Raw genomic sequence first — 24720 nt, forward strand, 5'->3', positions numbered from 1 at the left:
GAATCGAGTACAACATCCATAGACCGCATTCGGCTCTCCAGGGGCGCACGCCCCTGGAAGTCCTCCAGCAATGGAAAGCGGCCTGACTAACCCACCAGCTCTCATAGGAACTGGAGCAGCAAGGGGGTCACGTCAGCTGGGTTGTGTTGTCTGGCGGACGTGATTGCGGGGTGATGGCTGCCGTCAGTCGTGGGGCCGCTTCTGTGCCCGGCCATTGCGTCGTGGGCATCCTGCCGGATGACAACGCAGCTGCAGCTGCTGAAGTGGATCTGGCGATTTCAACGGGTCTGGGCCAGGCGCGCAATGTGATCAACGTGTTGGCCTCGGATGCGGTGGTGATCTGCGGAGCCGGAGGTCCTGGGTCCGCCTCAGAAGCCACTCATGCCCTCAAGGCAGGCAAGCCGCTCTTTGTGCTGCGAACACCTGCACCATGGATACAGTTTTCCAGAGCCTGGACGGGCATGTTCAGGTGTTAGCTGAGGTGGATCTGTTGCTCACCGCACTGGATCAGGCCGTTGCTGAGCTCAGCCCACCTGCATCGGCCATTGATCCAACAACGCAACCATGACTGCTTCCCAAGCTTGGCTATACCTTCTGCTGGCGATCGGCTGTGAAATCACAGGCACAGGCCTCTTGAAGCTCTCGGAAGGGCTCACTCGTCCATGGCCGACTGTATTGCTGTTGGCCGCCTATGCCTGTGCCATTGCCTTGGTCGCCAGGGTGGTCACGGTGATTCCGCTTGGGATCACCTACGCGCTGTGGAGCGGACTCGGCACCGTTGCGGTGGTGTGCATTGGTGCAGTCGCTTATAAGCAGGTCTTAAACCTAAGTCAGCTATTGGGCGTGGCTCTCATTGTGGTGGGAGTTGTGCTTGTAAACCTCAAGGGCATGCATGCCTCATAAGCCATTACTCGTGCCGGAGGCTGTTGAGATCGACATCATCAAGCACGAAGTAGTCCGTTGACATGTGTCTAGCAGGAGAGATGTTGAGGAAGACAAGATCTTTGCTGTCATCATTCAGCAAGCAGTGAGCTTGATTGGGTTCAACACCGTAGGAATCTCCGCTCTCAAGGCGCTGATGCCGCCAGCCCTCAGCGGTGATCTGACCATCCATTAGGTCAGCCGTATGAAGCCAGCCCCGCCCCTGAAGCACAACAAAGAAATCAAAACCATGCTTGTGATAGTGCGGCAGCTGTAGACCGTTTCTTCCGCCAGTCATGACAACCACATTCATATGGGTGTCGAGATAATGCTGAACTGTCTTGTAGTGCACTTCGGCCAAAACTTCCACGCTGTCCCGCTGGAAGTCAATCCTCGCCTTGATCTCCTGCTGGAGATTGCGGATTGTCAAGTCAATCATGCTGTAGGCAACCTGTAGAAGCTGCTCTTATTACTAGCACAGGAATACATCGCTCAGGAGGCCGCCGATGCAACGCAATGCCAATAGCAGAGGATCGGGGTAGATTGCTGTAAGGTTTGGAGATAGATAATTGGTACGACCAATGCTGTAAATCGATGGCCGGTAGTATTGCTGGACGGCGAACGAGGCGCCCCGAGTGACTATCACTAACAGTTGGAGCGCTAAGCAGAAGTCGGTTGGGAGATGATCCTGTACCGCCAACTCGCCTGTGATCCAGCGGTACATCTCGATTATGCCGCCCTACTCCAGTTGGATAGATGCGTGTCGGAGCTGACCACGGTGAGCAAGGCCATAACGAACACTGGCTCCCAGGGAATTAGCCTAGGCGTCAGAGAGGTAAGGGGCAGGCAGGTGGCCGCAATCAGTGCCGCCCCCTTATGTGTACTCCAGAGTTGCCATCGTTAGGCCGGTAGGTAGTAGCGCACCAAGGTGTAGACGCGGTTGTGATGAGCATCAAGGGCGCGACGTAGGCTGACGCCATGCTGATTGAGCAGCAGGCTGTCTAATCGATAGCGGGGTATGGCCATCGGCATCACGATCGTCAGACGTCCGGGATGGCGGCTCTCCTCAGCCTCCACGAAGTCAACGAAGGGGTTGATCTCGGAGGCGTAGGGACTCTCCAGCAGGGTGAGATTGATCGCTGGATCCCTGCCGACCAATTCACTCCAGTCCGCCCGGATCCGTTCGGCATCGTCATCGCTCTTCAGAACCCAGACGGCATCCACCCGATCTGAGATAGTGGCGGCATAACGCAAGGCCTCAATCCCCGGCTGGCTAAACATGCGCAGCCAGACAATGCTGCGATTACCGATTGGTTCATTCCTTGGCGAAATGCACAGTGGTTGGCTTGATCCAGGAGGCAGGCTAATCGCGGCATAGACGCGGCGGTAACGCTGGCGAATGCTGGCCAACAGCAGTACCAGCATAGGGATGGCAATTACCACAGTCCACGCACCCTCCGCAAACTTGCTGATTCCGATCACAACAAGCACAAGCAAGGTGCAGATGGCGCCGGCTCCATTCATCAAAACCCGACCCTGCCAGTGGCTGGCGCGCTGTCGCCAGCCGTGCACAACCATGCCGGTCTGAGAGATGGTGAAGGCCAGAAATACACCGAGGGCATAGAGATTCACTGCCACCGTGGTGTCCCCCCGGCTCACCAGCACGATCACGGCAGTCGCAACCACCAACCCCACGATGCCGTTCTGGAACACGAGACGATCGCCAACCCACGCCATCTGCCGGGGCAGGAAGTTGTCGCGGGCCAACAGAGCTGAAAGACGGGGAAAATCCGCGAAGGCCGTGTTGGCAGCCAGCATCAGGATCAGCAAGGTGGTGACCTGTAGAAGCCAGTAAAGTGGGTTACCAGATCCGAACAGGCGCTGGCCGATCTGGGCGAGCACGGTGATGTCTGGATGGGGGGCGATGCCGTACATGAAGCCCAAACCACTCACCGCCAGAAACATCGCTGCCAACAGGGCACCCATCACCACCAGAGTGCGGCGGGCCCCCTGGGCGGAGGGTTCCCGAAACACCTGCACGCCATTGGCGATTGCCTCGATGCCGGTCATAGCTGAGCAACCGGAGCTGAAAGCCCTCAAAATCAAAAACAGGCCGAGGGGCTCAGCAGCTACCACCGCTGGGGGGGGATCGGGCTGGAAGCCGTGAGAGAAGAGCAGGTTGCCTGCACCAGCTATTGCCAGCACTACCACCATCAGCACGAATGAGTAGGTGGGCAGGGCGAAAAGGCGACCTGATTCGCGCAGGCCCCGCAAGTTGGCCCAGCCCACCACGGTGAGCAAGATCAGGGCGATCACCACCTCCCAGGGCAGCAGCCAAGGCACCAAAGAGGTGAGGGCCTGGGTGCCGGCCATCAAACTCACCGCCGCCGTAAGCACGTAATCGATCAGCAGGCTGGCGGCCGCCACCAGAGCCGCCCAGGTGCCGAGATTTTCGCGGCCAACGACATAAGCACCACCCCCCTGGGGATAGGCCTCGATCGTCTGTCGGTAGGAGAACACCACAATGGCGATCAGGACCACGATCGCTGCGGTAATCGGCAAGGACAAACTCAAGGCGCCGCTGCCCGCGAGCACGAGCACCCCCAGTGCCGCTTCAGTGGCATAGGCCACAGAAGAGAGTGCATCTGACGAAAGAATTGGCAGAGCAGCAAAACTGGGCAACTTTTCAGCCTCGGCTTGGCTCCGGGGTAGTGGTTCTCCAAACAGACGGCGGCTTAGTTCCGAGCTCATCGCTCTGGTACCAAAGGGCTCAGGTTGCCATGACGTGCGGCCTCTGCGGGGGGCGCGGTCGAACGATCAGCCATCGATAGAGAGGAGTTGTTTGTAGAGAGCAGCCGCTGCCATATTTCCGCCTGCCAGATTGCGCTCACTTCAAAATCCTGAACGACATCACCATGCCTGGCCCCGACCAACTCTTTCCAGACGAGTTCGGGTTGCAGCCAGCGGGCCCTGCGCAGGGGAAGTCTTCGCCCATAACGACTAGTAAACAGCAGCAACTTGGCATTAATCGGACGTGGCTGCCAGCAACCGAGCAACTCCTGATTGTAGGCCCTTTGCCGATACCAGCTTTCAGAGCGGCGGCGGCCTTTTAGCCACCTTCGCCACCGATCAGCAAGGTGGCGACGCCAGCCCCAGCGAAGCCTGCCGCTGAATGGATTAGGTGGATCCAGGAGAATGATCCCTGCCACGGCAACTCCCTGGACCATCAGCTGCTGAGCAAACGCATAGGCCCACCAAGCTTTGATCGAGTAACCACCCAGCCAAACGGTTTCACCAAGATCCCCGTTTGTGATGTTCTGTAGCTCCCGGACCTGATCCAGCGCGACCTCCTCCAGCGCCATTCGATCTACTTGATGGGGCCAGGTTGCTGGTGGTTCAGGGAATGGAAGACCCACTAATCCAACCCCTGAGGGGCGGCTAGCTTTCAGCGCTTGTAAGCCCGCGCCGCACCATAAGAGATTGATATTTCCCAGCTGGGCGACAAGCTGGGCTTGATCGAGTGAATCGAGCGGCCAGGCCTCATCGGGCAAGATTACAGCTGGATCGATTACCAGTGCGTTGAGGATGGCTGGGTTTGACCCGGCGGCTTGCAAGCGCGATAGATCAACCTTTCCATTACCGTTGAGGGGGAAGTTTGTTGTAGCAAAAAGACGATGGGGGAGCAGACGCTGGTCTGTGAGCTGGGCTTGCAGCAGCTGCGCCAGATCTTCAAGCGCCTTGCTGGTTGGTTCAATGTATTCGACCCAGGCCCATATCCCTTCGGCTGCGCCAAATAACTGGCAACGGCGCACCTCCGGTTGTTGCTCAAGTAACTGCCTAAGTGGAGTCGCATCCACCCAGATGCCGTGCCGCTTGAGGAGCTGATTGCTTCGTCCCAGAAGTTCTAGCTTTTGATCCTTCGTCCAGCGAGCCAGATCGTTGCTTACGAAAACCATCTGGGATCCAATCTGCTCGCTCTCCTGAAAACGCCAAGACAGCTCCCGATAGAGCAGCTGCCCTTCAATCAGGGAACTGCCACGGATGCGCAGCTGTCCGATAGCCGTGGGATCGGCAAGGGTGCATCCGCTTTCATCGACCAGGTCAATTGTCTTGCTGGCTTCGGGTGTGCCTGCAAATGATTGCCAGGGCATAGCCAACGACAACACCTGGTCGGCAATAACCCCGGTTTCACTGGCCCCCAGCGCATTGAGACAACGACCTGAGTCCGTAGCCCAGCTCTGAAGCAGCGGCCACAATGATGCTGGGCAGGATTCTCCAGTCAGCGATAGCCAATCGAAGCCTCTCGAGCCAGCTGGCGCGACACCAAGAGACATCAGCTGGCTGGGAGTGGCGTAAAGCACCTCACCCCCCCCACCCTGGGCGGCCAAGGCCGCAGACCCGAGGCTTTGGCACCAACCACCCAGCAGCCCTGCCAGCAGATGCTTGGTAGAAGCCCCAAACCAGGGTTTGACTAACATCGTGGCCTGGCTGCCGACAGGCACTGCAAGCCGCCGGGCATAGGCATCGGCCTCATGCAGTGCCTGCCGCCAGCCACGCACCAGCACCTTCGGGCTGCCGGTTGAACCTGAACTGAACAGGATTAGCTGCCAAGCTTCACTCCCACCCTCTGGTCCGCGACAGGAGGACGCCAGACTCTGGGCCAAGTCTGCCGTCGAAAGATCGTCGCGCCTAGCGATCCACACACCGCCAGCCAGCCACAGGCCCAGCAAGTGCGGAAGATCACGAATGTTGTCCTGCCAAGCCCAGGCTACGCACCGACCCACTGACCAGTCGGGACATGCCTCATATTTGCGTTGCCAATGTCCTGCTTCCGTCGCCAACTGGCCAAAGGTCATTGCTGCCTCCGGCGTGTGTAATGCCAGTCGATTTGACCACCTAGACGCAGACTCACTCCAACGTCGTTGCCATTCGTTCAACATCAGCTCAAGCCGCATCCAGCAGGTTCATCACCACCACTCCCCCCATGCCAGAGGAGAGTTGCAAAGTCCGTCGTGGAATGGGAGCAAGCATGGGAGCGTTGGCAGGCAGTCCCAGGTTGGGATCGATGCCCTTGGGCCATGGGGGAACACTGCCCAGTTGCAAGCCCTCAACCATTAAGGCTGCTTCCACTACCCCAGCCGCACCAAGGCCATGCCCGAGGGTTCGCTTCATCGCCGTGATCCAAGGCAGAGCAGGGAAAGCCTGATGCACGAAGGCGATCTCTTCCGCGTCGAAGCGACGGGTGCCGGTGGCATGCAGACAGATCCAGTCGATGGCCTCCCTGCTCCTGGGACCATCCCCTAGGAGGCGCTTCAGTAGCTGATGGCTGAGGGCCTGCCCCGGCTGGGGAGCCACCAAATGATGGGCCTCGCAGCCCGTTGCCGAAGACTCCAGCCAACCCAGCAGCGGCGCCCCTCGGTCCTCCGCTGATTCGAACCGCTCAAGCACCAAGCAGCCGGCTGCTTCCCGGGGCACCATGCCGCTACGTGTGGCCATGAGCGGCTGGGAACTCTCGCTCGCCGCAAGCGCCCCGCTCCTTTGGGAGGCCTGCCGCAGCAGAGGCTGTAGCCGGGGTTCGGCACCGACCACCACCATCAGGTCCTGCTCGCCAGATCGGATCAACCGGCCAGCGAGGGCGAGGGCCTGGGCACCGGTGCTGCTGGCGGCATTGATGTTCAGCTGCTCGCCCTGCAGGCCGAAGCGCAAGGCGACAGCAGCTCCGAGACCATTACCACGCCAGCGACTGAGACTGGTTGCAGAAGGCCGCTGCGGGGTGGACGCCTGCTCCTCCAGCAGGGCACCGATATGACCGAGTGCACTGGCGCTCACCACCCCAGCTCGCAGTCGCCAGGGGTCCTGAAGCCCGGGATGCCCCTCTCCCCGCAGGGGCTGACGCCGATCAGTCAGTCCAGCCTGCCCCCAGGCCAGCTCGGCAGCGGCCAGGCCCAGATGCTGCTGACGGCTGAGCACCCGGGCTTCGCCCGGCGTGAGCCTGGCGAAGCCGCAGAGCTCGGATGGATCCAAGGCCCGGTCACTCAGCAGCTGGTCGTGCTGCAGACATACCCATAGAGCAGGCGTACCGACAACCCCAGCTACCAGGGCCGAGCTGCCGGTGATCGCTACCCGCTGGTTATCCACCTTGGACATGGCTCATGGGCGGGGGCGAGTGCCAATGACCGCCCCGCTCCGGGCCCGGAGACTGAGGCTGATCAACCCTCCGGCCAGAATCTTGCTACCCACCCCGATGGTGAACAACGGCCAGCTCCAGAGGCCTGCCATGGCCAGGAACACCGACGTATCTACTGGGGCGCTGCAGAGCACGGACCACCACACCCGCTTTGAAAAGGGGCTGCGGGTGGTGGAGTACACAAGCCAGTCGACCGTCTCACTGATCAGAAAGGCCGTGACGCTCGCAAGGGCCACCGCAGGGGCCCCAAGGCGGAACGACAACCCCGCACCGATCAGTATTAGCAGCAGCACGGCATGGCCCCAGCGGCGCTGGGCTAGGTCCCGCAGCGCAAGCACACCACCCACCAGCAAGGACCAGAACCAGTCCAAGTCCGGATGATGGCTGAACCCCACGTTTACGAGCACCACGCAGGCAATGTAAGCAAGCGCCGTGGTGGCCGCATCTAGGTGGCGGGGGCTCGGCAAGCGGATGGAGGGAAGCCGGCTGGCGGAAGCTGGGGTGATCCTGCCAGAACCTTTAGCTTCGGAGGAGGGCAAGGGTGGTCGAGCAGCGCATGCCGATCAGAATGCCTGCCACCATCGCCGGCACCACCACCCAGCCGTGGGGGGAGCCGCCCGGCATAAAACGCAGCAATTGGGTGTCGTTGCCGCCCATAGCCAGCACAGCTCCCGCAGCCATGGCCATCCCGTAGGGGATACGCACTAGATCGTGTAATTGCGGCAAGGTGAGCTGGAAACGTCGCCGCACTAGGGCTTCACCCGCCATACCGGCTAGCAGCACCAGCCCCAGCAGCGGGGCAGGGTCGTGGTGTTGCAGGCTGTCGACCAGGGCGAGGGGCTGGGCCAGGGCACGGGCCAGGGAGGAGGGGTCCCAGCGCCAGAGATCGTTGTCGATCAAGGCGAGCATGGCTCCGCAGGCGATCGAAGCTCGCCATGCCACCCCGTCTCCAGCCGGCGACCCTGAGGGCTGGGCTGCAGGGCGGGCCGCCAACCACAGGAGACACAGCAGTACCAGCAGGGCGACCAGAGCTAGCGCAGTGCGCTGGAGCTGGCCTGGAAGAACCGGCAGGGCCATGGAGCTGCCAGCGATCTTGAAGCCAAGCACCCACCCCACCATGCTCAACAGGGCCCTCACATCCCCTCCGGCCAGCTGAATGCTCGTACCCACGAAGCAGCCCCGGTTCCAGGCAGCCACGACCCCGAATGACACCCCCCCGGCAACAACCGGCCAGTCCAGTGCCAGCTGGCGCGGAACGCTGCCCGAAGCGGCCGCCAGCGCCAGCAGCACGGCACTGACCCCGAAGCTAATCAGAGCGATCGACCGGGCCGTAGCCCAGTCGCCATGGCTGGCTTTGGCGACAGCGGCAACCATGCAGAAATGGATACGGCTGAGCAGCAGGCCAGCAACAAACAGCAGCCCCACCACCACACCCAAGGGAAGCTGCATCAATCGGATTAACCCTCGCTGGCCGCCATCGTGAGCGGAGAGACAGCCGCACGGCTGTGACCCGGAGCACATGCAGGAGGCGGAACCGGTTCTTAGTGACCTGGGCACTCGACGCTTCCCTCCTCCCGGTGCTACTGACCAGTCAGTTCAGGTTTCCTATGGGACGCTTCCGCACCTACCTCGGCCTGTTGATGCTCACCAGCTTGATCCTGTCGGCCTGCGGCCAGTCCGGCCCTGCTGGTGGGCCGACGGCCTCCCCGGAGGACCAGAAGGTTCAGAATATGCTTGTAAAAATGGGTGTGCCCGGTGCCAGCGCCGTACCGAGCAAGGCTGCTATAGGACTCGACTGTCCGCCGGTCAAGGCCATGCTCAAGGATGCACAGCAAGCGTCGGCTGCGATCAGCGCGTCTTCCCGCCAGGCACTGAACGCATGGGCCCGCTGGTGCAGCCTGCCACCGCTCTCCTAAGAACCGGGCTGGAGGAGGTAGCCAAGGACAGCTACCCGGTTGGTAGCAGGAGTCATGCCGTAGGGCTTTTACAACTCTCGCTCCAAGCGAAACGTCTTAACTGGGGACCGCCGGAATCAGCCCGGCCGCTTCCAGCTCAGGGATGAAGCCAAAAGCAGTGGGATCACTGAGCCGGTCGGGGAAAAGCACGCCATCGAGATGGTCGCACTCGTGCTGCACCACCCGGGCATGAAACCCCTCCACGCAGCGATCCACGGGCTGGCCATCGCCATCGATCCCCTGATAGCGCAGCCGTTGCCAACGCGACACCCGCCCCCTCAACCCCGGCACACTCAGGCATCCCTCCCAGCCCTCATCACGCTCCGGTCCGAGCGGGGTGAGCACGGGATTGATCAACAGGGTGCGGGGAAGCGGTGGCGCATCAGGGTAGCGGGGGTTGGGCCCACCACCACCGAACAGCACTACCCGCAGCAGCACGCCGATTTGGGGAGCAGCCAGGCCGGCGCCGCTGCAGGCCTCCATCGTGTCGTGCAGATCCGTAATCAGTTGCCTCAAGGCGGGATCGTGAACTTCCGGCACAGCCTTGGCGCTCTGGCGCAATCGAGGGTCACCCAGACGCAGAACGGTGCGCACCCCCATCAACGAACCGCAACTGGCGCCATGCAAGCAGCCCCTCAGGGGGCAAACAACATGCGGATCTCAGGTACGGGCCTGTCCAGAGCGGACGCCACGGCAGCGAGGCCCGGGCGAGCAGCCGCAGCCAGCGGATTGATTCGGGCGCAGACGCTCCTGGCCTGGGAGCCAAGGTCAGACGGCTGACGCGGGAAGCGCCGGTAGTAGGTCAGGTCGACCCCGAGACGCCCAGCCAGTGCAACCGTCTGAACGGGATCTGGGCTGGCATGGGCCTGGAGCAGCAGCTCGCGCGCGTATTGGCCCATGGCCCAACAGTCGAGGTGGGTGAACTGGCCCGGCTGTTGTTCAAGCCTTTCATCGGTGCTGAATACCATCAGTCGCTGACCGGCCGTGAACCCCAGGGCCCCCTGCCCCATGAGCGAGCGCAGGCTGTCGAACACCACCATCTCACCGCCCGTGTGTGCCCCGCCGGCTGTGGCAAAAGCGGTGGCGCGCACCCCCTGCAATGACACATCCCCACCTAGTTCGAACAGGCGACGCAGGGGTGCGGCCGAGCCCTGGCTCCAGGTGGAGCCCCCCACCACCAGTACCCGCGGCCCTGGCTCCAGCAGCGACCTGACCTCAGCTCGGCCGGCCTGACTGGGCAGGGCCATCAAGCTGATGCGCACTGGCAACTGCCGCTCCCGGGCCATCCTCTGCAGTTCGAGAGCGATACCTAGACCAGCCCTAGTGGCATCGAACCGGCCGGTATATGGGGAGGGAGCAGCGAAGACAAAGCGCACCTCTGGTGCAGGGCTCTGAACAGGGGGAGGGCTGAGACTGGGCATCGGGGAGGTAGTGGGAGGAAGCCGCGAAGTGAGCCTGGCGGAAATCGGATGGCAGGTCGAGCATGGCAGCTCATAGGAATAATCCCCAAAAGCTCAATCCGCACCCATCTACAATCAGCAGCAAGGCTAAAATCCGCCCGCTGCAGATGCCCTGAGCGTGCACGAAAGCTTCCCGAATCGCAGGATGCGAACAATCGCGAATCGGCACAGAGCCGAACAACAAAGATCAGCTCTGACTTCTGCTAAGTACATTTACGGATCTGCACATCCAGCCTTACCACAACCTGCCACCATTCATGCAAGCAACTGTTGGGAGCAAACCATGGGATGAGCTGGGCCGCTGGGTCGAGCCCGGTAATCGCCGCTGCCCTTTAGAAATCCTGGAAGAGCAGGAGAGAACTCGAATTTCATGGCTGCTGCCGATGCGCCATGAACTCATGGGGGCAGGTGTTTTTGAGTTTTTCAGGGGAGGGGCTGCCTTCATGGCCTCCGATCTGGACTACGGAAAACACTCCGGAGTAGTGGTTCAACTCTGCGGTGATGCGCATCTGCTGAACTTCGGCTTCTATGCCTCACCGGAGCGCACCCTGCTGTTCGACATCGTTGATTTTGATGAAACCTACCCAGGCCCATTCGAATGGGATCTGAAGCGCCTGCTCACCAGTTTGGTGCTGGTGCTTCAGTCTCGGGGCGTTGAGGCCGAAGACTGCGAACGGGCAGCCATCGCCGTGGCGCAGCACTACCGAACGACGATCGAATGGTTGGCCGGGCTGCCCCTGATGCAGATGTGGGGTGCTCGCATCAATCTTGATGAGGTAGTGGAAGGATCAGGATCTCCTAGCTTCCGAAAGCATCTACGCGATGTCACAGCGGCCGCACGGGAGCGCGACACATTACACGCCGCAGAACGCCTGTGCCATCGCGATTCGATGGGCCGCTTGCTGTTCAACCATCAGCCACCCACCCTGCAGCGCTTCGACTCCCTGCCGGAGGAGATGCGCTGCTCCCTGAGCGCTGATCAATGGAGCCGAGAAATGATGGAGTCTTACCAGGCGAGCACTCCCTCCCACATTCAGCAGTTGCTGGGCTATTTTCACTGGAGTGATTGGGCGCTGAAAGCTGTCGGGGTGGCTTCGGTGGGCACCCGCTGCTCGATCGGGCTCTGGGTTGGCCCCCATGAAGAGGATGTGCTGATCCTGCAATGCAAACAGGCCTTGCCCTCGGTGCTGCAGCCCGCAGATAGTCCGGGGGCTTGGAAGCATCAGGGTCAGCGCGTTGTGGAGGGTCAGCGATTGATGCAAACCCACAGTGACCCATTTCTGGGTTGGGCCACCAATCCCAGGGGCGACGATCTGATCTGGCGACATTTTCGCGACTGGAAAGGATCCGTCAAACTGCAAGATCTCGGCCGCAAGGGCATCACCGACTACGGCCGCCTGTGTGCCTGGGTGCTGGCCAAGGCCCATGCCCGCTCCAGCAAGGCCTCGCCGATCGCTGCCTGGATCGGCGGCGACCCCGCATTCGAGCAGGCGATGGCGTTGTTTGCGCTGAGTTACAGCGAAACGGTCGTTAGGGATTACAAGCGTTTCTGCAGCGAATAGATGACAACCTCGAATTAGCCTGGTTCTTGAATGGCTGTGCAAAATCCAAATGGATCCCCTGTGGTTTAGGGGAGGCCGCCCACCAGCGGCCACCAGGCATCCCCCGCAGCCAAGGCAGCATCGCCGAGGCCGGCGCAGCGGCGCACCTCGGCGGCCTGGCTATCCAGCAGGCTGGCGTGTAGGTCCTCCCCAAAGGCCTGGCGCAGCAGGGCACTGGCGGTGAAAGCGGCTGAAGCCTCAGCCAAGCTCGCGGGCAACCGCACCGCCGCACCGGCCGGCAGATGGGCCGGATCGCCACTCACCGGCGGCGGCAGGGACCGGGCCTGCTCCAGCCCGTCCAGAGCCACGGCCTGCACGGCCGCCAGCAACAGGTAGGGATTGGCCGCCAGATCCACCACCTTGAGCTCCAGGTGGGCGGAGGCACCATCGGCAGCGGTGGGAATCAGGCGCAGGGCCGCTTCCCGATTCTCGATACCCCACACCTGAAAGGGCGCCGACCAGGAGCCCGGCGCCAGGCGCCGGTAGGAGATCTCCAAGGGACAGGCCAGGGCGAGCAGGGCCGGCAGCTCCTCCAGCAGGGCCGCCAGCACGGCGCCACCAGCGTCGGTAAGGCCGCCAGGGCCGTCGCCCCCCTGCAGCAGCGGCTGGCCATCGCGCTGCAGGCTCAGGTGCAGATGGCCCCCATTGCCGACCCGCTCCAGGCTGGGCTTGGGACTGAAACTGCAGCGCCAGCCAAAGCGGCGCGTCACCCGCTGAATCACGAGCCGGGCGTGCACCAACCGGTCAGCCGCCTCCAGGGACGTACCCGGAGCGAGCGACAGCTCAAACTGCCCTGCCCCGTATTCCGGGTGGAACTGCAGCCAGGGAATGCCGGCGGCCTCCAGGCCATCGAGCAGGGCCGTGGCGTAATCCAAACCCTCCATCAGCCGATCGGCGCCGTAAGGGCCACCGGCCATGGCCGGCTGGGGATCGGCATCGGGGCGATAGCTGGCCACCAGCCACTCCAGTTCGAAGCCGGCCCACAGCTCCACTCCGGCCTTGTAAAGCTGCTCCTGCTGCTGACGGCAACGGTGCCGCTGATCCCCCACGTAGGGCTTGCCGGTGCGTTCAAAGCGCTCCCCCGGCGCCCAGGCCCAGCCGCTGCTGGGCTCAAGCAAAGCCAGGGCAGCGGCATCGGGCCGCAAACGCAGGTCCCCATCGGGGCGAGCCAGGCGATGGGCCGGATCGATGGCACCATCGGCGCGGAAGGCATCCGACACGGGGGAGAAACCCACCCCCACGGCCACCGCCGCGTCAAAAGCCGATAGCGGCACCACCTTCACCAAGGGGGCACCGGCATGGTTCACCCAGGTGATCGCCACCCAGCGGATGCCCTGATCGGCGAGGGCGGCAACCGGCGGCGACAGGGGCTTGGACACGGACAGACCGCGGCACTGCGACCATGATTGCCCCGTCCGGCGCTGCCCGCATGGAAGCTGCCCACATGGAACCGGATCCCCTACCGGCCTGGTGGCAGCCCGGCGCCATGGCCCTGCTGCTGGTGGACCTGCAGCAGGGCACCTGCGGTGATGCTCAGCCGCGGCCGCGGCCGGCCTTTGATGCCCAGTTCCGCACCCACACGCTGCCTGCGGCCCAACGGGCCCTGGCCGCCGCGCGCCAGGCACACCTGGAGGTGATCCACACGGTGATGGCCAACCTCACCGCCGACGGCCGTGACCGCAGCCTCGACTACAAGCGCTGCGGCATGGGCTTCCCACCGGGCAGCCGCGCCACCCAGGTGATCCCCGAACTGGCGCCAGGGCCTGATGAGCTGGTGCTGCCGAAAAGCTCGTCGTCGCCCTTCAGCTCCACCACCCTCGACTACCTGCTGCGCAACCTCAGCATCCGCACCCTGCTAGTGATCGGCCTGCTCACCGACCAGTGCATTGACCATACGGTGAAGGATGCCGCCGACCGCGGCTACCGGGTGGTGTGCCTCACCGACGCCTGCCAGGCGGAGACTCCCGAGCGTCACGCCGCGGCGCTGGCGTGCTTCCAGGGCTACTGCACCCAGATGCCGGTGGCAGCGTTGACGGCCACAGTGAATGCCTTCCTGGCGTCAACAGAATGATGGGCTTGGTTCGGGACCTGCTCGGGAGGCGCCGAGCGCTGCTGCTAGTGCTTAGTGCCGCGGCGATCGTGTTACCGCCCTCCGCGGCCTCAGGTCTGCGGCTTCCCTATTTCCTTCTCTGCGGCCTGGCCCTGATCCCGCTGGCCCAGCTCACTGCCGAACTGGTGGATCACCTGGTGCAACGGGTAGGCGAACGCCTGGGAGGACTTCTGAACGTGACCCTGGGCAACCTGCTCGAGTTGGTGATCGCCCTGACAGCCCTGCGCAGCGGCCTCTACGAACTGGTGGTGGTGAGCATCGCCGGTGCCGTGATCACCAACAGCCTGCTGGTGCTGGGTGTCAGCACCATGCTCGCGGGACGGCAGGCCCTGACCATCGACCTGAACCAGCACAGCCGCGGACTGAGCACCCGCCAGCTTTTGGTCAGCGTGATCCTGATGGCAGTGCCATCAGTGTTCTTCTGGAATTCAATGCATCCCATCAGTGAAGGCGGAGAGATATTCGATCTCTTTGCCCTCTACTCCCTGATTGTGGCGGTGGTGGTGATGGGGGCCTATCTGCTCTCGTACATCTACCAACTCGGGACCCACCGGCACCTGTTCCTGAGTCCAAACGACCTGATCGACAGCCACCCTGGCCCAACCATCGGGGCATCTGTGCCATCGATCGCGCTTGCTTTGGCGCTGGTGGCCCTGGCCATCGCCGGGGTCTCCGAGCATCTGGTGAGCGGCCTGCAGGAGCTGGTGATGGGCAGCTCCGTCACCCCGTTATTTGTAGGCATGCTGCTGCTGCCACTGTTTTCAGCCATTCCGGAAGCCCTGGTGGCCTTCCGAGCCGCCAGCCGAGGCCGCATGGCCCTGGCGATGGCCAGCACCGTGGAATCAAGCGTGCAGCTGCTGCTGTTCGTGTTGCCCGCCCTGGTGCTGGCCGCCCCCCTGATGGGCCGGTTTCTGCACCTCACCTTTCCGCCCCAGGCACTGGCCTGCCTTGGGGCCACCGCCTTCGCCGTGCACTGGCTCACCGAAGGCAACACGCTCACGTGGTATCAGGGTCTGCTGTTGCTGAGCATCTATACGGCTCTGTTCACAGGGGCGCTGTTGCTCAGGCCAGGCATGTGACGCCGCTGGCGAAAGAAATCACATCAACCTGAATCCAGCCGCACCACCTCCCCAAGCTGGCCGGCCGTGATCAGCGCCTCGGCGATCCGCAAGGCCTCGACGGCGTCATTCAGGTCGGCCACCGCCGAAGGCTCACCCCGCCGCAGGCAGGTGGTGAAATCGGCGAGCTGGTCCCGCAGTGCCCCGAACACCCGTCCACCGGTTTCGGACCACAGCGTGAGGTCCGGATGCTGCTGGCCCTGGTCGCCCCAGACCTGCAGCGGGGTCTGCAGCCCCTGCAGACGGGCAGTGCGCTGGCTGCCCACCACCGCCAACTCGGCATCGATGCAGCCCTGCCAGTGGTCGGTGAGCACGTTGGCGGGGGCCTGGGCGGGCACGGTCCAACTGCTCTCCAGCTGGGCTACAGCACCATTGGCCAGCCGCAGCAGGGCAAAGCAACCCTGGGGCGCCAGGTGATCCCCTTGGCGCACCTCCATCGCCATCACGGACGTGACCCGGCTCCCTGTGAGCCAGAGCACCAGGTCGATGTCGTGGATCAGGGTGCGATGCACCGTGTGGATGCGATCGGCGATGGCGGCAAAGGAGGAGCGACTGCAGTTGCGCCGGGCCCGGATCGACACCAGATCGCCGAAGCTGCCCGCGGCGATCTGGTGCTGCAGCAAGCGGTGGGAAGGCTCGTAACGCAGGATCAGGCCCGTCTGAAGGGTCACACCGGCCACAACCGCCAGCTGCTGCAGCTCCCGGGCGTCCTGCCAGCTGGGAGCCAGCGGTTTCTCCACGAACAGATGGTGACCCTGCGCCAGCGCCGCCCTTGCCTGGGAGCCATGCTGTTCATCCGGGGTCGCCAGCACCACGGCATCCAGGCTGTCGTCGGCGATCAGCTCCAGGGCATCGCCATACCGTGCCGTCACCCCGTGGCGGTCGGCCACCCGGGCCAGGCAGTCCGGATCGGGATCGGCCAATGCCGCCAACTCCACCCCCGGCAGATCGGCCAGCACGCCGGCATGCAGCTGGCCAAAGCGCCCCACACCGGCGAGGCCAACCCGCAAGGGCAGGGCAGACGGGGTAGGGGGCATACGCTGGTGAGTACCAGCTCTTAAGCAAGGCAGCCATGGCTGAATGGACGCGCCAAGTCGTTGGCGTGGCCGGCCACCAGGTGATGACTTTCTCAGCCGGCACGGCCCCCCGCACCCTGCTGCTGGTGCATGGGGGGCCGGGCTGCCCGTCGCGCTACCTGCGCGACAGCCATGAAGCCCTGCTGCAGTCAGGACTTCGGCTCATCACCTGGGATCAATTGGGCTGCGGTGAATCCGACCGGCCCCAGGATCCTGCCCTGTGGCGTCTCGAGCGCTTCGTAGAGGAGATGGCCGCGGTGCTGGATGCCCTAAATCTGGACTGCGTCGACATCCTGGGACAGTCGTGGGGTGGGGTGCTGGCACTGGAGTTCAGCCTGCGTTTCCCCGATCGCGTGCGCTCCCTGATTGCTGCCGACACGGCGTTTGACCTGCCTCGCATGGAGCGGGGCTTCGAGCAGAAGAAACAGGCGCTCGGCAGTGAGACCGTGGCGATGATGGCCCGCCATGAAGCAGGGGGCAGCACTGAGCATCCGGAATACCAGGCAGTGGTGACCCTGTTGATGCACCGCCATGTCTGCCGACGCCACCCCTGGCCCGAGTCGCTGCACTGGTGCCTGCAGAACCTGGGGGTGGAGGTGTTTTCCAGCATGTTTGGCCCCTATTTCTTTCAGTGCAGCGGCTCACTGCGCCACTGGGACCGAATGGACGATCTGGAGTCGGTAACTATGCCGGTGCTGCTGGTGCACGGCGAGCACGATTACATCGTGCCCGACCTAGCCGCCATGGCCCGCGACCGCCTGCCCAACGCAGCCTTGGCCCTCTTTGCGGGTTGCTCCCACATGCCGTTCTTTGAGGAGCCCGAGCTGTATCTCCACACCGTGAATCAGTTCATTCTGGACACAGGCGAACATGCCTGATCTGGCCGGCCCAGCCCCCTTACCTCTCGTCTCGCCATGACGCTTGACCACCTAAGTTTCGGTACCCACAACATCACCGCCACCCGTGCGTTCTACGAGGGGCAACTGGGGTTTCCGGTGCTGATCCACGAGCGGATGCTCATGGAGGAGGGCGGGACGGTTGAACACATTTTCTTTGACTGCGGAGGCGACTGCGCCCTGGCCTTCATGGAGTGGCAGGCCGTACCCGGGGTGCCGAGCGATTACGACAGCGGCATCAACCACGGCCTGGGCGTCCCCACCGGCACCTTTCACTTCGCCTTCCGCTGTCACTCGCTTGAGGCCCTTGAAGCAAGGCGGAACGAGCTGATCTCCGCCGGCGTGGTGATGGGGGAGCTGCTTGATCTGAATCCTTACCGCTCCTTTTTCTTCGACGATCCGGTCAACGGCCTGCGGCTGGAATACACCACGCGAGTACGCAATCCCTCGGCCGCAGACCGCGACCCCGAGCAACGGCAGTTTCCGGCCAGCCTGGCCTTGTTTGAAAATTCTTCACGGCCTGGGCCTTGATGAGGACTTGCCAAGACGCTGGATCATGCCTGGCTGACAGAGACGTCGATCGTTCATTGTCGTGGCCGGTTGACGATCCCATGGGTCAACCTGGACAAAATGACCAATGAGTACGAAAAAAATTTAGATATACCAAAATCAAGAAAGTGCATAGCTTTGCAATCAATAATCATCGATAAATGCAGCCCCCCCCCCTAAGCCTTCGGCTAGACTTCAAGGGTCTGTCTGAATCGATGCACGTAACATTCTGCCGATAACGGCAGAGGGCGTTCGTTGTGACATGCAAGGGCTCTGCTCTCTAAATTTCTTTTCACGTATTGGCCATGGCTTCTGATTGCTGATAGAAATATTTAGCAAAGGCGCCCAACCAAGACCCAGGCGCGAAGCTGTCAAGAAATATTTCGAACGTGGCGATGTCAGCATGAGAGCTTAATCTCAGGCTTGTCACTACATCGCAATTATGAAGGTAGGCAAGGCAGCAATCGTTATCATCATTGCATCATCAATGGTGGCTGGCTGCTCATATCTTGGTGCAGCAAAGATCCCCACAGGCGAGCAGATGAAGGGGAGATGGACTGGAACCAGCTCGGGGCATGAAAACGGAAGGAATACTGGTACGAATGTCACCTTTCTAATTGACCAGTCGTCTGGCCAAAGCTTTACTGGAACAATCGAATATCAATACAATGATAAAAGGACTGGCAAAGAGAAAATCCATGGTTCGATTGGCAAAAATGGAGATATTGCGATAGCTGATGAAGATGGATTTTATATCAATGGAATCCTGGATCGCAACAGCCTCTCTCTGCAGTATATTGAATCGAGCCCTGAAGAAAGCGAGGCCTCAAATGTCTACCTTAAAAGGAAATAGCGAAAGACATCCGCTTTGTCTATGATGTCATCGGCAGTCACGCTTCATCGGACAACGCATTGTCTATGAAGCGAGTAGCAATACTGGGATCTGGGCTTCTTGGCTGTGATCTTCTGGTCAAATGTCAGAAAACTGAAGAAGTTGAACTCGTAGCATTTGCGGGGCGAGACTCATTTTCAAAAGGCTTAGCATTTGCCAAAAGCAGAGGGGTTTATACCACTGACCGAAGTATAGAGGGGATAGTCGAAACAAACATCAAACCAGACATAATTGTAGATTGCACGACTGCATCATGCCACCACTCTCATGACACAACATGCCGGGCAAATAACATAAAGATTATTGACATGACTCCGGCAAAAATAGGCACAATCTGCTGCCCTGCAATTAATCTTCAGCAATGCCTAGCCTCAAACAATATAAACATGATTTCATGCGGGGGACAGGCCGCACTCCCATTATGCTTTGCGATCAAGAGTGCGAACCCAGCAGTTGATTATATCGAGGTTGTTTCAACTGTAGCCTCTGAGTCGGTAGGGCCTGGAACTCGGAAGAACCTTTCGGAATATATTGCCTCCACTCAAAAAGCGATTGAGATGATGCTTGCCATCAGCAAGGCAAAAGTTATCGTCAACATCTCTCCTGCTACGCCTCCGGTGATAATGAGAACAACGATCGTGATTGGCTCAGACAGCATTGCCAACGAAGTAGCAACAATAGCCATGATTGAAGAGATGATAGAAAGAACCAGTAGCTACGTGCCCGGATATAAATCTTCTATAGGACTTAAGAAGATCGGTTCCAGGGCAATATGCCAGGTAATTGTTTCAGGATCTGGCGACTACCTCCCGAACTATGCAGGCAATCTTGATATCATTAACTGTGCCGCCCTAGAGCTCATCAAAAGCCTATGATCACACCGCTTATCTATGATGTTACTCTTCGAGATGGGGCCAATGCCAACGGTCATGGGTTTAGTTCGGATTTTTATGCTTCATATATCGACAAGGCCTATGCAGCTGGGATTCGCAGAATTGAAGTTGGACATGGCTATGGGCTTGGTGGTAGCAGTCTCCATTTAGGCCCCTTGCAGGATTTAGATATTTGGGACATTGTTGCCATCAAAGCAGCTCAGTACCCAGATCTTCGCATTGGGGTTCATGTGATACCGGGGCTAGCTACATTTGAGGATATTGCCTTCTGCATTGACCATGGCATCCACATTTTCCGTGTTGCCTCTCACTGCACTGAAGCTGACATTACCGAGACACATATCAAATATGTGATAAAGAAAGGATATGAGGCCTGGGGGCTACTCATGATGTGCCATATGGCGGAACCGCATAAGCTTGCAGAAGAGGCCTCCAAGCTTGCTTCCTATGGCGCCCAACGTGTTGTCTTTCTTGATTCTGCTGGAGCACTAACACCAAAGGACGTACAGAAGATCAGCTCCCAGTTGGTCACTTCACTAAAAATCCCAGTAGGTTTCCACGCTCACAATAATTTGAATGCATCTGTCGCTAATTCACTCTCAGCCCTGTCATACGGGTGCACATCAATTGATGCTAGCTCTTCTGGATATGGGCCAGGGGCTGGCAATCTGCCACTTGAGTCATTTATAGCTATTCTTGAGAAAGATGGTCAACGTACTGATAAAGACATCAGAAAACTTCTAGAACTGGCAGCCTTCCTAGAAAAGAATTTTCAATCCACCATGCCTAGAGGAGATAGTGTCTCCACAGCTACGGGACTGTATGGTTTATTTTCTGGCTTTAAGCCCAGATTGCTGGAAGCTTCATCCACATACAACGTCGATATTTTCGAGCTCATTGAATATTTAGGCATGCAACAGGTCATAGCAGGTCAAGAGGATCAGATCATTGCGGCCGCACAACTTCTTTCAGCCGCCACTTCTCCTGGCAACCATTCAAAGAGTTCTAAGACGCTTGTCGTTGACTCAATCCTGTGACGCACATACTTCAGCTGATTTCTGCTGGTATTGTACTTGGCTTCCTGAATACAGTGAGCTCGGGCGGCTCCGTAATCAGTCTCCCCCTTTTGCTTGCCCTGGGTTATCCAGCTGTTGTGACTAATGCTACAAATCGCGTACCCGTTTCCGTCGGCTTGCTTATTGGAATCTGGCAGTTTCAAAGGGCGGGATCGATTCCATGGAGAAGTTGCACTCGGTTATTGCCGCTTATTCTGATAGGAACATTTATTGGGACACAGCTTTCAGTTCTTATCCCAATGTCAGCACTTGCCTCAGCCATTACGTTTGCGGTGGTGATGGCTTTAGCGCTGCTACTACTCAATCCTCGTCGCTGGCTGGACGATCATTCCGTTGACTCCAATGTACTTACTCTTAGTCCGCAGCTGATCATCATTCTCTTTTTGGTTAGTGTCTGGAATGGCTTTATTGTGCTAGATGCGGGTACCTACCTCCTCCTATCCCTAACCTTATTGGGAGGACTGGGACTTGCCCAGGCTAATGCTATGAAGGTTGTGCTAATGGGTGCATCTGGACTGTTTTCATTGTTGATTTTTAGTGGTTATAGCGCAGTGAACTGGAATGCATCTTTGCCGCTGGTCATTGGCAGCATCCTCGGTTCGACAATAGGCAGCAAGCTCGCACTAGGGCCCGGAGCCAAGAAGTGGATTTACTGGTCTTTGGTAGCAGGTATCTCAACCAGCTTGTTACTCAAGTTATTGAACTACTTGCCAAGGCTGGCACCCCTATCATAGGAATAGTCTGTGTTGTATTAGGGAGACTCTGGAAAACCCAGGCCATTCGCGGGAGAATGGGCCGGTGAACGAAGGCTAGGACTGGGGTAATGGGCGACAAGCAGCTCGGATTTACGGACTACTAGCTCACCATCGCTAAAAAGCAGACCAAAAGGGAGAAGTTTTTATCTGAGATGGAGGCGGTGCTGCCCTGGCAAGCACTGATCGAATTGATCGAGCCCTACTACCCCAAGACCAGCAAGAAGAGTGGCCGTCCGCCATATCCGCTGATAACGATGCTGCGCATCCACTTACTGCAGCAGTGGTACTCGCTCAGCGACCCAGCTATGGAAGAGGCCCTGATTGAGGTGCCCACCATGCGTCGCTTTGCCGGCATCGATTTGATCAGTGACCGGATTCCGGATGAGACGACGATCCTGTCCTTCCGCCACCTGCTTGAGAAGCACGAGCTGGGCGAGCAGATTTTTGAAATCGTCAAAACCCACCTCAGTGCTCGGGGCATGACGATGCGACAAGGGACGATCGCCGATGCCACCTTGATCGCCGCCCCCAGCTCCACCAAGAACAAAGAGGGGAAGCGAGATCCCGAGATGCACCAGACCAAGAAGGGCAATCAGTGGTACTACGGAATGAAAATCCATATCGGCGTCGATAAGGACTCCGGACTGATTCATTCAGTGGCCACCACGGCCGCGAACGTGCATGACCTCACCCCAGTCGCCGAGCTGTTGCATGGTGAGGAAGAGGTGGTTTACGGCGACGCCGGCTACAACGGCATCGCCAAGAGGGGCGATATAGCGGGCAATTCAGCAGAATTCCGAGTAGCGATGCGTGCCGGAAAACGGCGATCCTTGCCGAACAACCCAGATGGAAAGCTGCAGGATCTGATCGAGACAGCCAAGTCACACGTACGAGCCAAGGTCGAGCATCCGTTCCGGGTTATCAAACAACAGTTCGGCTTCCAGAAAACCCGGCTGCGTGGCATGGCCAAGAACCGCAGCAAGGTCAACGTGACGTGGCCCCCGAAGATCGGTCCACGGTGAATGAGAATCCTCATCCGGCCAGACTCGGCCGGAGACTCCACCATGAAACGAACCCGCAACACACCCGAGCAGATCATCCGCAAGCCCAAGACTGCTGAGCAGCTGATCGCCCAGGGCAAGACCGTCGCCGACGTCTGCCGGGCACTGGAGGTGTCTCAGCCCACCTACCACCGCTGGCGCCAGCTCTACGGCGGTATGCAGGCCGAGGAAGCCAAGCGGCTGACCCAGCTGGAGAAGGAGAACGGCCGTCTCAAAAAGCTTCTGGCAGAAGCCGAGCTGGAGAAGGCGATGCTCAAGGAGCTGGCCGAGGGAAACTTCTGAGCCCGGAGCGGCGCCGCAGGGCTGCTTGTTCCGCGACGATTAGGTAGGCGGGTCCGCGCAACTAGATAGGCGGGTCTCAGGACGCGACAACAGGGTTCCGATTCCGGTCTGGAGCCCCCGCGATGCCCGCCCCTCTGTCGTTGCGGATCAAGGAGAGGTACATGGCCAAACGGGCCCATGGGCTCAGTCAGCAGATCGCGGCTGATGCGGTGGGGATCTCAGTGCGTAGCGCTCAGCGCATTGATCGAGGAGACCATCAGAGCCAGAACCAGCCGCAGCGCGGCCGGAGTTGGCGCATCCGCGCCGATCCCCTGGCCGATGTCTGGCAGAGCGACTTGCTACCGATGCTCGAGAAGGCGCCGCAGCTAGAACCCCAGACCTTGCTTTTGCACCTGGAGAAGATCAGGCCGGATGAGGAGTGGTTCCGGCGCAAGCGCACCCTGCAGCGGCGGGTGGAGCAATGGCGGGCCCTGCATGGGCCGCCTCAGGCGGTGATGTTTCTGCAGGAGCACCGCGCCGGTGTACTGGGCATCTCGGATTTCACGGTGCTCAAAGGCGAGCCGATCACGGTCTGTGGGGAGGTGCTGGAGCACCGCCTGTTCCACTTTCGTCTGCCGTTTTCCGGTTGGTGTCACGTGGAGGTGATCCACGGTGGGGAGAGCTTTGTCGCCCTCTCAGAAGCCTTACAAAATGCCCTGAACGGCTGCGGCGGAGTGCCTGCTGAGCACCGCACCGACAGCCTCAGCGCCTGCTATCGCAACCGCGACGGCAGCTACGCCTCCGATTTCACCAGCCGCTACCGCGAGCTTTGTGCCCATCTCGGTGTGGTGGCAACGCGCAACAACCGTGGTGTCGCCCACGAGAACGGCGCCATTGAGGGTCCGCACCGGCACTGGAAACGGCGCCTCGAACAGCAGCTGATCCAGCGCGGTTGCAGGGATTTTGATTCCGAGGCGGAGTACCGCCAGCTCGTCGCCCAGGTCACGGCCACCTTGAACAACAGGTCGAGCGTGCAGGAGAAGTTGGCGATTGAGCATTTGCATCTGCGGCCGCTGCCGGTGGTGCGCTTTGGCGACTACGAACCACTGGTGGTGCGGGTGCGCAGCACTAGCACGATTGAGGTGCGCTCCATTACCTACAGCGTCCCCTCACGCCTGATCGGCCAGCAGCTCACCGTCCATCTGCGCCATGACCGGTTGGAGCTGTTCTTGCGCAGCCAGTTCACCCTGACAATCCCGCGCCTGTATGCCCGTCAGGGTCAGAAGGGGCCACTGAGGCGGATCGATTTCCGTCACGTGATCGAGAGCCTCCGGCGTAAACCCAGAGCATTGCTCCGGGCGCAACTGCAGAGCGACCTTCTGCCCAGTGAGGTGTGGCACCAGCTCTGGCGCCAACTCCTGAGCGCTCTGCCACCGGATGAGGCGGCCAAGGTGATGGTCGATGCCCTCCATGTCGCCGCCAAGGAGAACGATTTAGCCGGCGTGGAGCGTTACCTCCGCCGGGCACTGCGCCGTGGCGACATCAGCCTTAGCGACCTGCGTGATCACTACGGCCTACGGCCCCCACGGGGCCTGGCGGCCCTTCCCCAACTCGAGATCCCCGAACATTCGCTGAGTAGTTATGACGAACTCCTGGGTGGAACCTCCCAGTCGGCCGGCACTGGAAAGTGCCCTGCCCTCACTCTTAAAACAATTGAAACTGGCCCAGTTCCGCAGCCAGTGGCAGGCAGCGGAACAGCAGGCCACAGCCGAGGGCTGGACCCCGGCCAGCTACCTCTATGTGCTGGCTGAACAAGAGCACCAGCAGCGCCACCAGGCACGGCTGCGCCGTTTGTTGCATGAGGCCCAGCTGCCCTTACCCAAGACCCTGGCTGATTACGACTGGGCCG

24 protein-coding genes and 2 pseudogenes are annotated in these 24720 nt (G+C 60.4%); 16 read left to right on the plus strand and 10 right to left on the minus strand.

The window, feature by feature from the left end; all coding sequences use genetic code 11:
* Positions 1–143 precede the first annotated feature (143 nt).
* Positions 144–476: a hypothetical protein gene (locus KBY75_RS14160; RefSeq protein WP_255024387.1), complete on the plus strand. Its 333-nt coding sequence runs from the start codon at positions 144–146 to the stop codon at positions 474–476.
* Between the two features lie 88 nt (positions 477–564).
* A complete protein-coding gene (locus KBY75_RS14165) occupies positions 565–903 on the plus strand; it encodes a multidrug efflux SMR transporter (protein WP_255024388.1) in 339 nt (112 codons plus the stop codon).
* A 4-nt stretch (positions 904–907) separates the two neighbouring features.
* On the opposite strand, the gene KBY75_RS14170 is transcribed toward KBY75_RS14165, so the two are convergent.
* The 6 genes from KBY75_RS14170 to KBY75_RS14195 all read right to left on the minus strand — a co-directional run bounded on the left by KBY75_RS14170 (position 908) and on the right by KBY75_RS14195 (position 8557).
* On the minus strand, positions 908–1351 hold the full coding sequence (locus tag KBY75_RS14170; protein ID WP_255024389.1) for a cupin domain-containing protein: 444 nt from the start codon (positions 1349–1351) through the stop codon (positions 908–910).
* Positions 1352–1821: 470 nt separating this feature from the next.
* The gene (locus tag KBY75_RS14175) at positions 1822–3672 is read right to left on the minus strand and encodes an APC family permease (RefSeq protein ID WP_254936700.1); all 1851 of its coding nucleotides are present in this window, start codon (positions 3670–3672) and stop codon (positions 1822–1824) included.
* Positions 3669–5876, minus strand: coding sequence for an AMP-binding protein (locus tag KBY75_RS14180; RefSeq protein WP_315859099.1), 2208 nt, complete (start codon positions 5874–5876; stop codon positions 3669–3671). The genes KBY75_RS14175 and KBY75_RS14180 overlap by 4 nt, the downstream gene beginning before the upstream one ends.
* The gene (locus tag KBY75_RS14185) at positions 5866–7068 is read right to left on the minus strand and encodes a beta-ketoacyl synthase N-terminal-like domain-containing protein (protein ID WP_255024391.1); all 1203 of its coding nucleotides are present in this window, start codon (positions 7066–7068) and stop codon (positions 5866–5868) included. Before KBY75_RS14185 ends, KBY75_RS14180 begins: the two co-directional genes overlap by 11 nt.
* A 3-nt stretch (positions 7069–7071) precedes the next feature.
* On the minus strand, positions 7072–7575 hold the full coding sequence (locus tag KBY75_RS14190; protein ID WP_255024392.1) for a VUT family protein: 504 nt from the start codon (positions 7573–7575) through the stop codon (positions 7072–7074).
* 52 nt (positions 7576–7627) lie between these two features.
* On the minus strand, positions 7628–8557 hold the full coding sequence (locus tag KBY75_RS14195) for a YeeE/YedE thiosulfate transporter family protein (RefSeq protein ID WP_255024393.1): 930 nt from the start codon (positions 8555–8557) through the stop codon (positions 7628–7630).
* A gap of 158 nt (positions 8558–8715) precedes the next feature.
* On the opposite strand from KBY75_RS14195, the gene KBY75_RS14200 reads away from it, so the two are divergent.
* Complete coding sequence (locus tag KBY75_RS14200; protein ID WP_254936695.1) at positions 8716–9024, plus strand: hypothetical protein; 309 nt, start codon at positions 8716–8718, stop codon at positions 9022–9024.
* Positions 9025–9120: 96 nt separating this feature from the next.
* Here the strand turns inward: KBY75_RS14200 and def are convergent, their stop codons facing one another.
* Together def and KBY75_RS14210 are read right to left on the minus strand one after the other, a co-directional pair.
* A complete protein-coding gene (def, locus tag KBY75_RS14205; RefSeq protein WP_255024394.1) occupies positions 9121–9663 on the minus strand; it encodes a peptide deformylase in 543 nt (180 codons plus the stop codon).
* 35 nt (positions 9664–9698) lie between these two features.
* Entirely contained in the window at positions 9699–10484 is a 786-nt protein-coding gene (locus KBY75_RS14210) for a hypothetical protein (RefSeq protein ID WP_255024395.1), read from the minus strand.
* Positions 10485–10780: 296 nt separating this feature from the next.
* On the opposite strand from KBY75_RS14210, the gene KBY75_RS14215 reads away from it, so the two are divergent.
* Positions 10781–12085 (plus strand): DUF2252 domain-containing protein, encoded by a 1305-nt coding sequence (locus KBY75_RS14215; protein ID WP_255024396.1) that lies wholly within the window; start codon positions 10781–10783, stop codon positions 12083–12085.
* 65 nt (positions 12086–12150) lie between these two features.
* Here the strand turns inward: KBY75_RS14215 and KBY75_RS14220 are convergent, their stop codons facing one another.
* On the minus strand, positions 12151–13503 hold the full coding sequence (locus tag KBY75_RS14220) for a glutamine synthetase family protein (protein WP_255024397.1): 1353 nt from the start codon (positions 13501–13503) through the stop codon (positions 12151–12153).
* 23 nt (positions 13504–13526) lie between these two features.
* Here KBY75_RS14220 and KBY75_RS14225 point away from each other — a divergent pair, with 23 nt between their 5' ends.
* Both KBY75_RS14225 and KBY75_RS14230 read left to right on the plus strand, forming a co-directional pair.
* Positions 13527–14195 carry a cysteine hydrolase family protein gene (locus tag KBY75_RS14225; RefSeq protein ID WP_255024398.1) on the plus strand — a complete coding sequence of 223 codons (669 nt, stop codon included), beginning with the start codon at positions 13527–13529 and terminating at the stop codon, positions 14193–14195.
* Positions 14195–15313, plus strand: coding sequence for a calcium:proton antiporter (locus KBY75_RS14230; RefSeq protein ID WP_254929179.1), 1119 nt, complete (start codon positions 14195–14197; stop codon positions 15311–15313). The genes KBY75_RS14225 and KBY75_RS14230 overlap by 1 nt, the downstream gene beginning before the upstream one ends.
* Before the next feature lie 23 nt (positions 15314–15336).
* Here KBY75_RS14230 and KBY75_RS14235 read toward each other — a convergent pair whose 3' ends face one another.
* Positions 15337–16389: a Gfo/Idh/MocA family protein gene (locus KBY75_RS14235; RefSeq protein ID WP_255024399.1), complete on the minus strand. Its 1053-nt coding sequence runs from the start codon at positions 16387–16389 to the stop codon at positions 15337–15339.
* A gap of 35 nt (positions 16390–16424) precedes the next feature.
* Here KBY75_RS14235 and KBY75_RS14240 point away from each other — a divergent pair, with 35 nt between their 5' ends.
* From KBY75_RS14240 to KBY75_RS15460, 10 genes and pseudogenes are all read left to right on the plus strand, one after another.
* Positions 16425–17306, plus strand: coding sequence for a proline iminopeptidase-family hydrolase (locus tag KBY75_RS14240; protein WP_255024400.1), 882 nt, complete (start codon positions 16425–16427; stop codon positions 17304–17306).
* 36 nt (positions 17307–17342) lie between these two features.
* Entirely contained in the window at positions 17343–17855 is a 513-nt protein-coding gene (locus KBY75_RS14245; protein WP_255024401.1) for a VOC family protein, read from the plus strand.
* A gap of 460 nt (positions 17856–18315) precedes the next feature.
* Complete coding sequence (locus tag KBY75_RS14250; RefSeq protein ID WP_255024402.1) at positions 18316–18726, plus strand: hypothetical protein; 411 nt, start codon at positions 18316–18318, stop codon at positions 18724–18726.
* A 65-nt stretch (positions 18727–18791) separates the two neighbouring features.
* Positions 18792–19640 carry an acetaldehyde dehydrogenase (acetylating) gene (locus tag KBY75_RS14255; RefSeq protein WP_254936684.1) on the plus strand — a complete coding sequence of 283 codons (849 nt, stop codon included), beginning with the start codon at positions 18792–18794 and terminating at the stop codon, positions 19638–19640.
* Complete coding sequence (locus KBY75_RS14260) at positions 19637–20695, plus strand: hypothetical protein (RefSeq protein ID WP_255024403.1); 1059 nt, start codon at positions 19637–19639, stop codon at positions 20693–20695. The genes KBY75_RS14255 and KBY75_RS14260 overlap by 4 nt, the downstream gene beginning before the upstream one ends.
* Positions 20692–21468 (plus strand): sulfite exporter TauE/SafE family protein, encoded by a 777-nt coding sequence (locus tag KBY75_RS14265; RefSeq protein WP_255024404.1) that lies wholly within the window; start codon positions 20692–20694, stop codon positions 21466–21468. The genes KBY75_RS14260 and KBY75_RS14265 overlap by 4 nt, the downstream gene beginning before the upstream one ends.
* 131 nt (positions 21469–21599) lie before the next feature.
* Positions 21600–22475, plus strand: a pseudogene (locus KBY75_RS14270) (IS5 family transposase); the annotation flags it as partial.
* Positions 22476–22553: 78 nt separating this feature from the next.
* Positions 22554–22855 (plus strand): annotated as a pseudogene (locus KBY75_RS14275) (transposase); the annotation flags it as partial.
* A gap of 99 nt (positions 22856–22954) precedes the next feature.
* Positions 22955–24622 (plus strand): IS21 family transposase, encoded by a 1668-nt coding sequence (istA, locus tag KBY75_RS14280; RefSeq protein WP_255024405.1) that lies wholly within the window; start codon positions 22955–22957, stop codon positions 24620–24622.
* Positions 24531–24720, plus strand: a 190-nt coding sequence (locus KBY75_RS15460) for an ATP-binding protein (RefSeq protein WP_396098409.1), incomplete at its 3' end; no start/stop codon positions are given. The genes istA and KBY75_RS15460, both read left to right, overlap by 92 nt.

Origin of the sequence: Cyanobium sp. T1G-Tous (assembly GCF_024345455.1) — a bacterium.
GTDB lineage: Bacteria > Cyanobacteriota > Cyanobacteriia > PCC-6307 > Cyanobiaceae > Cyanobium_A.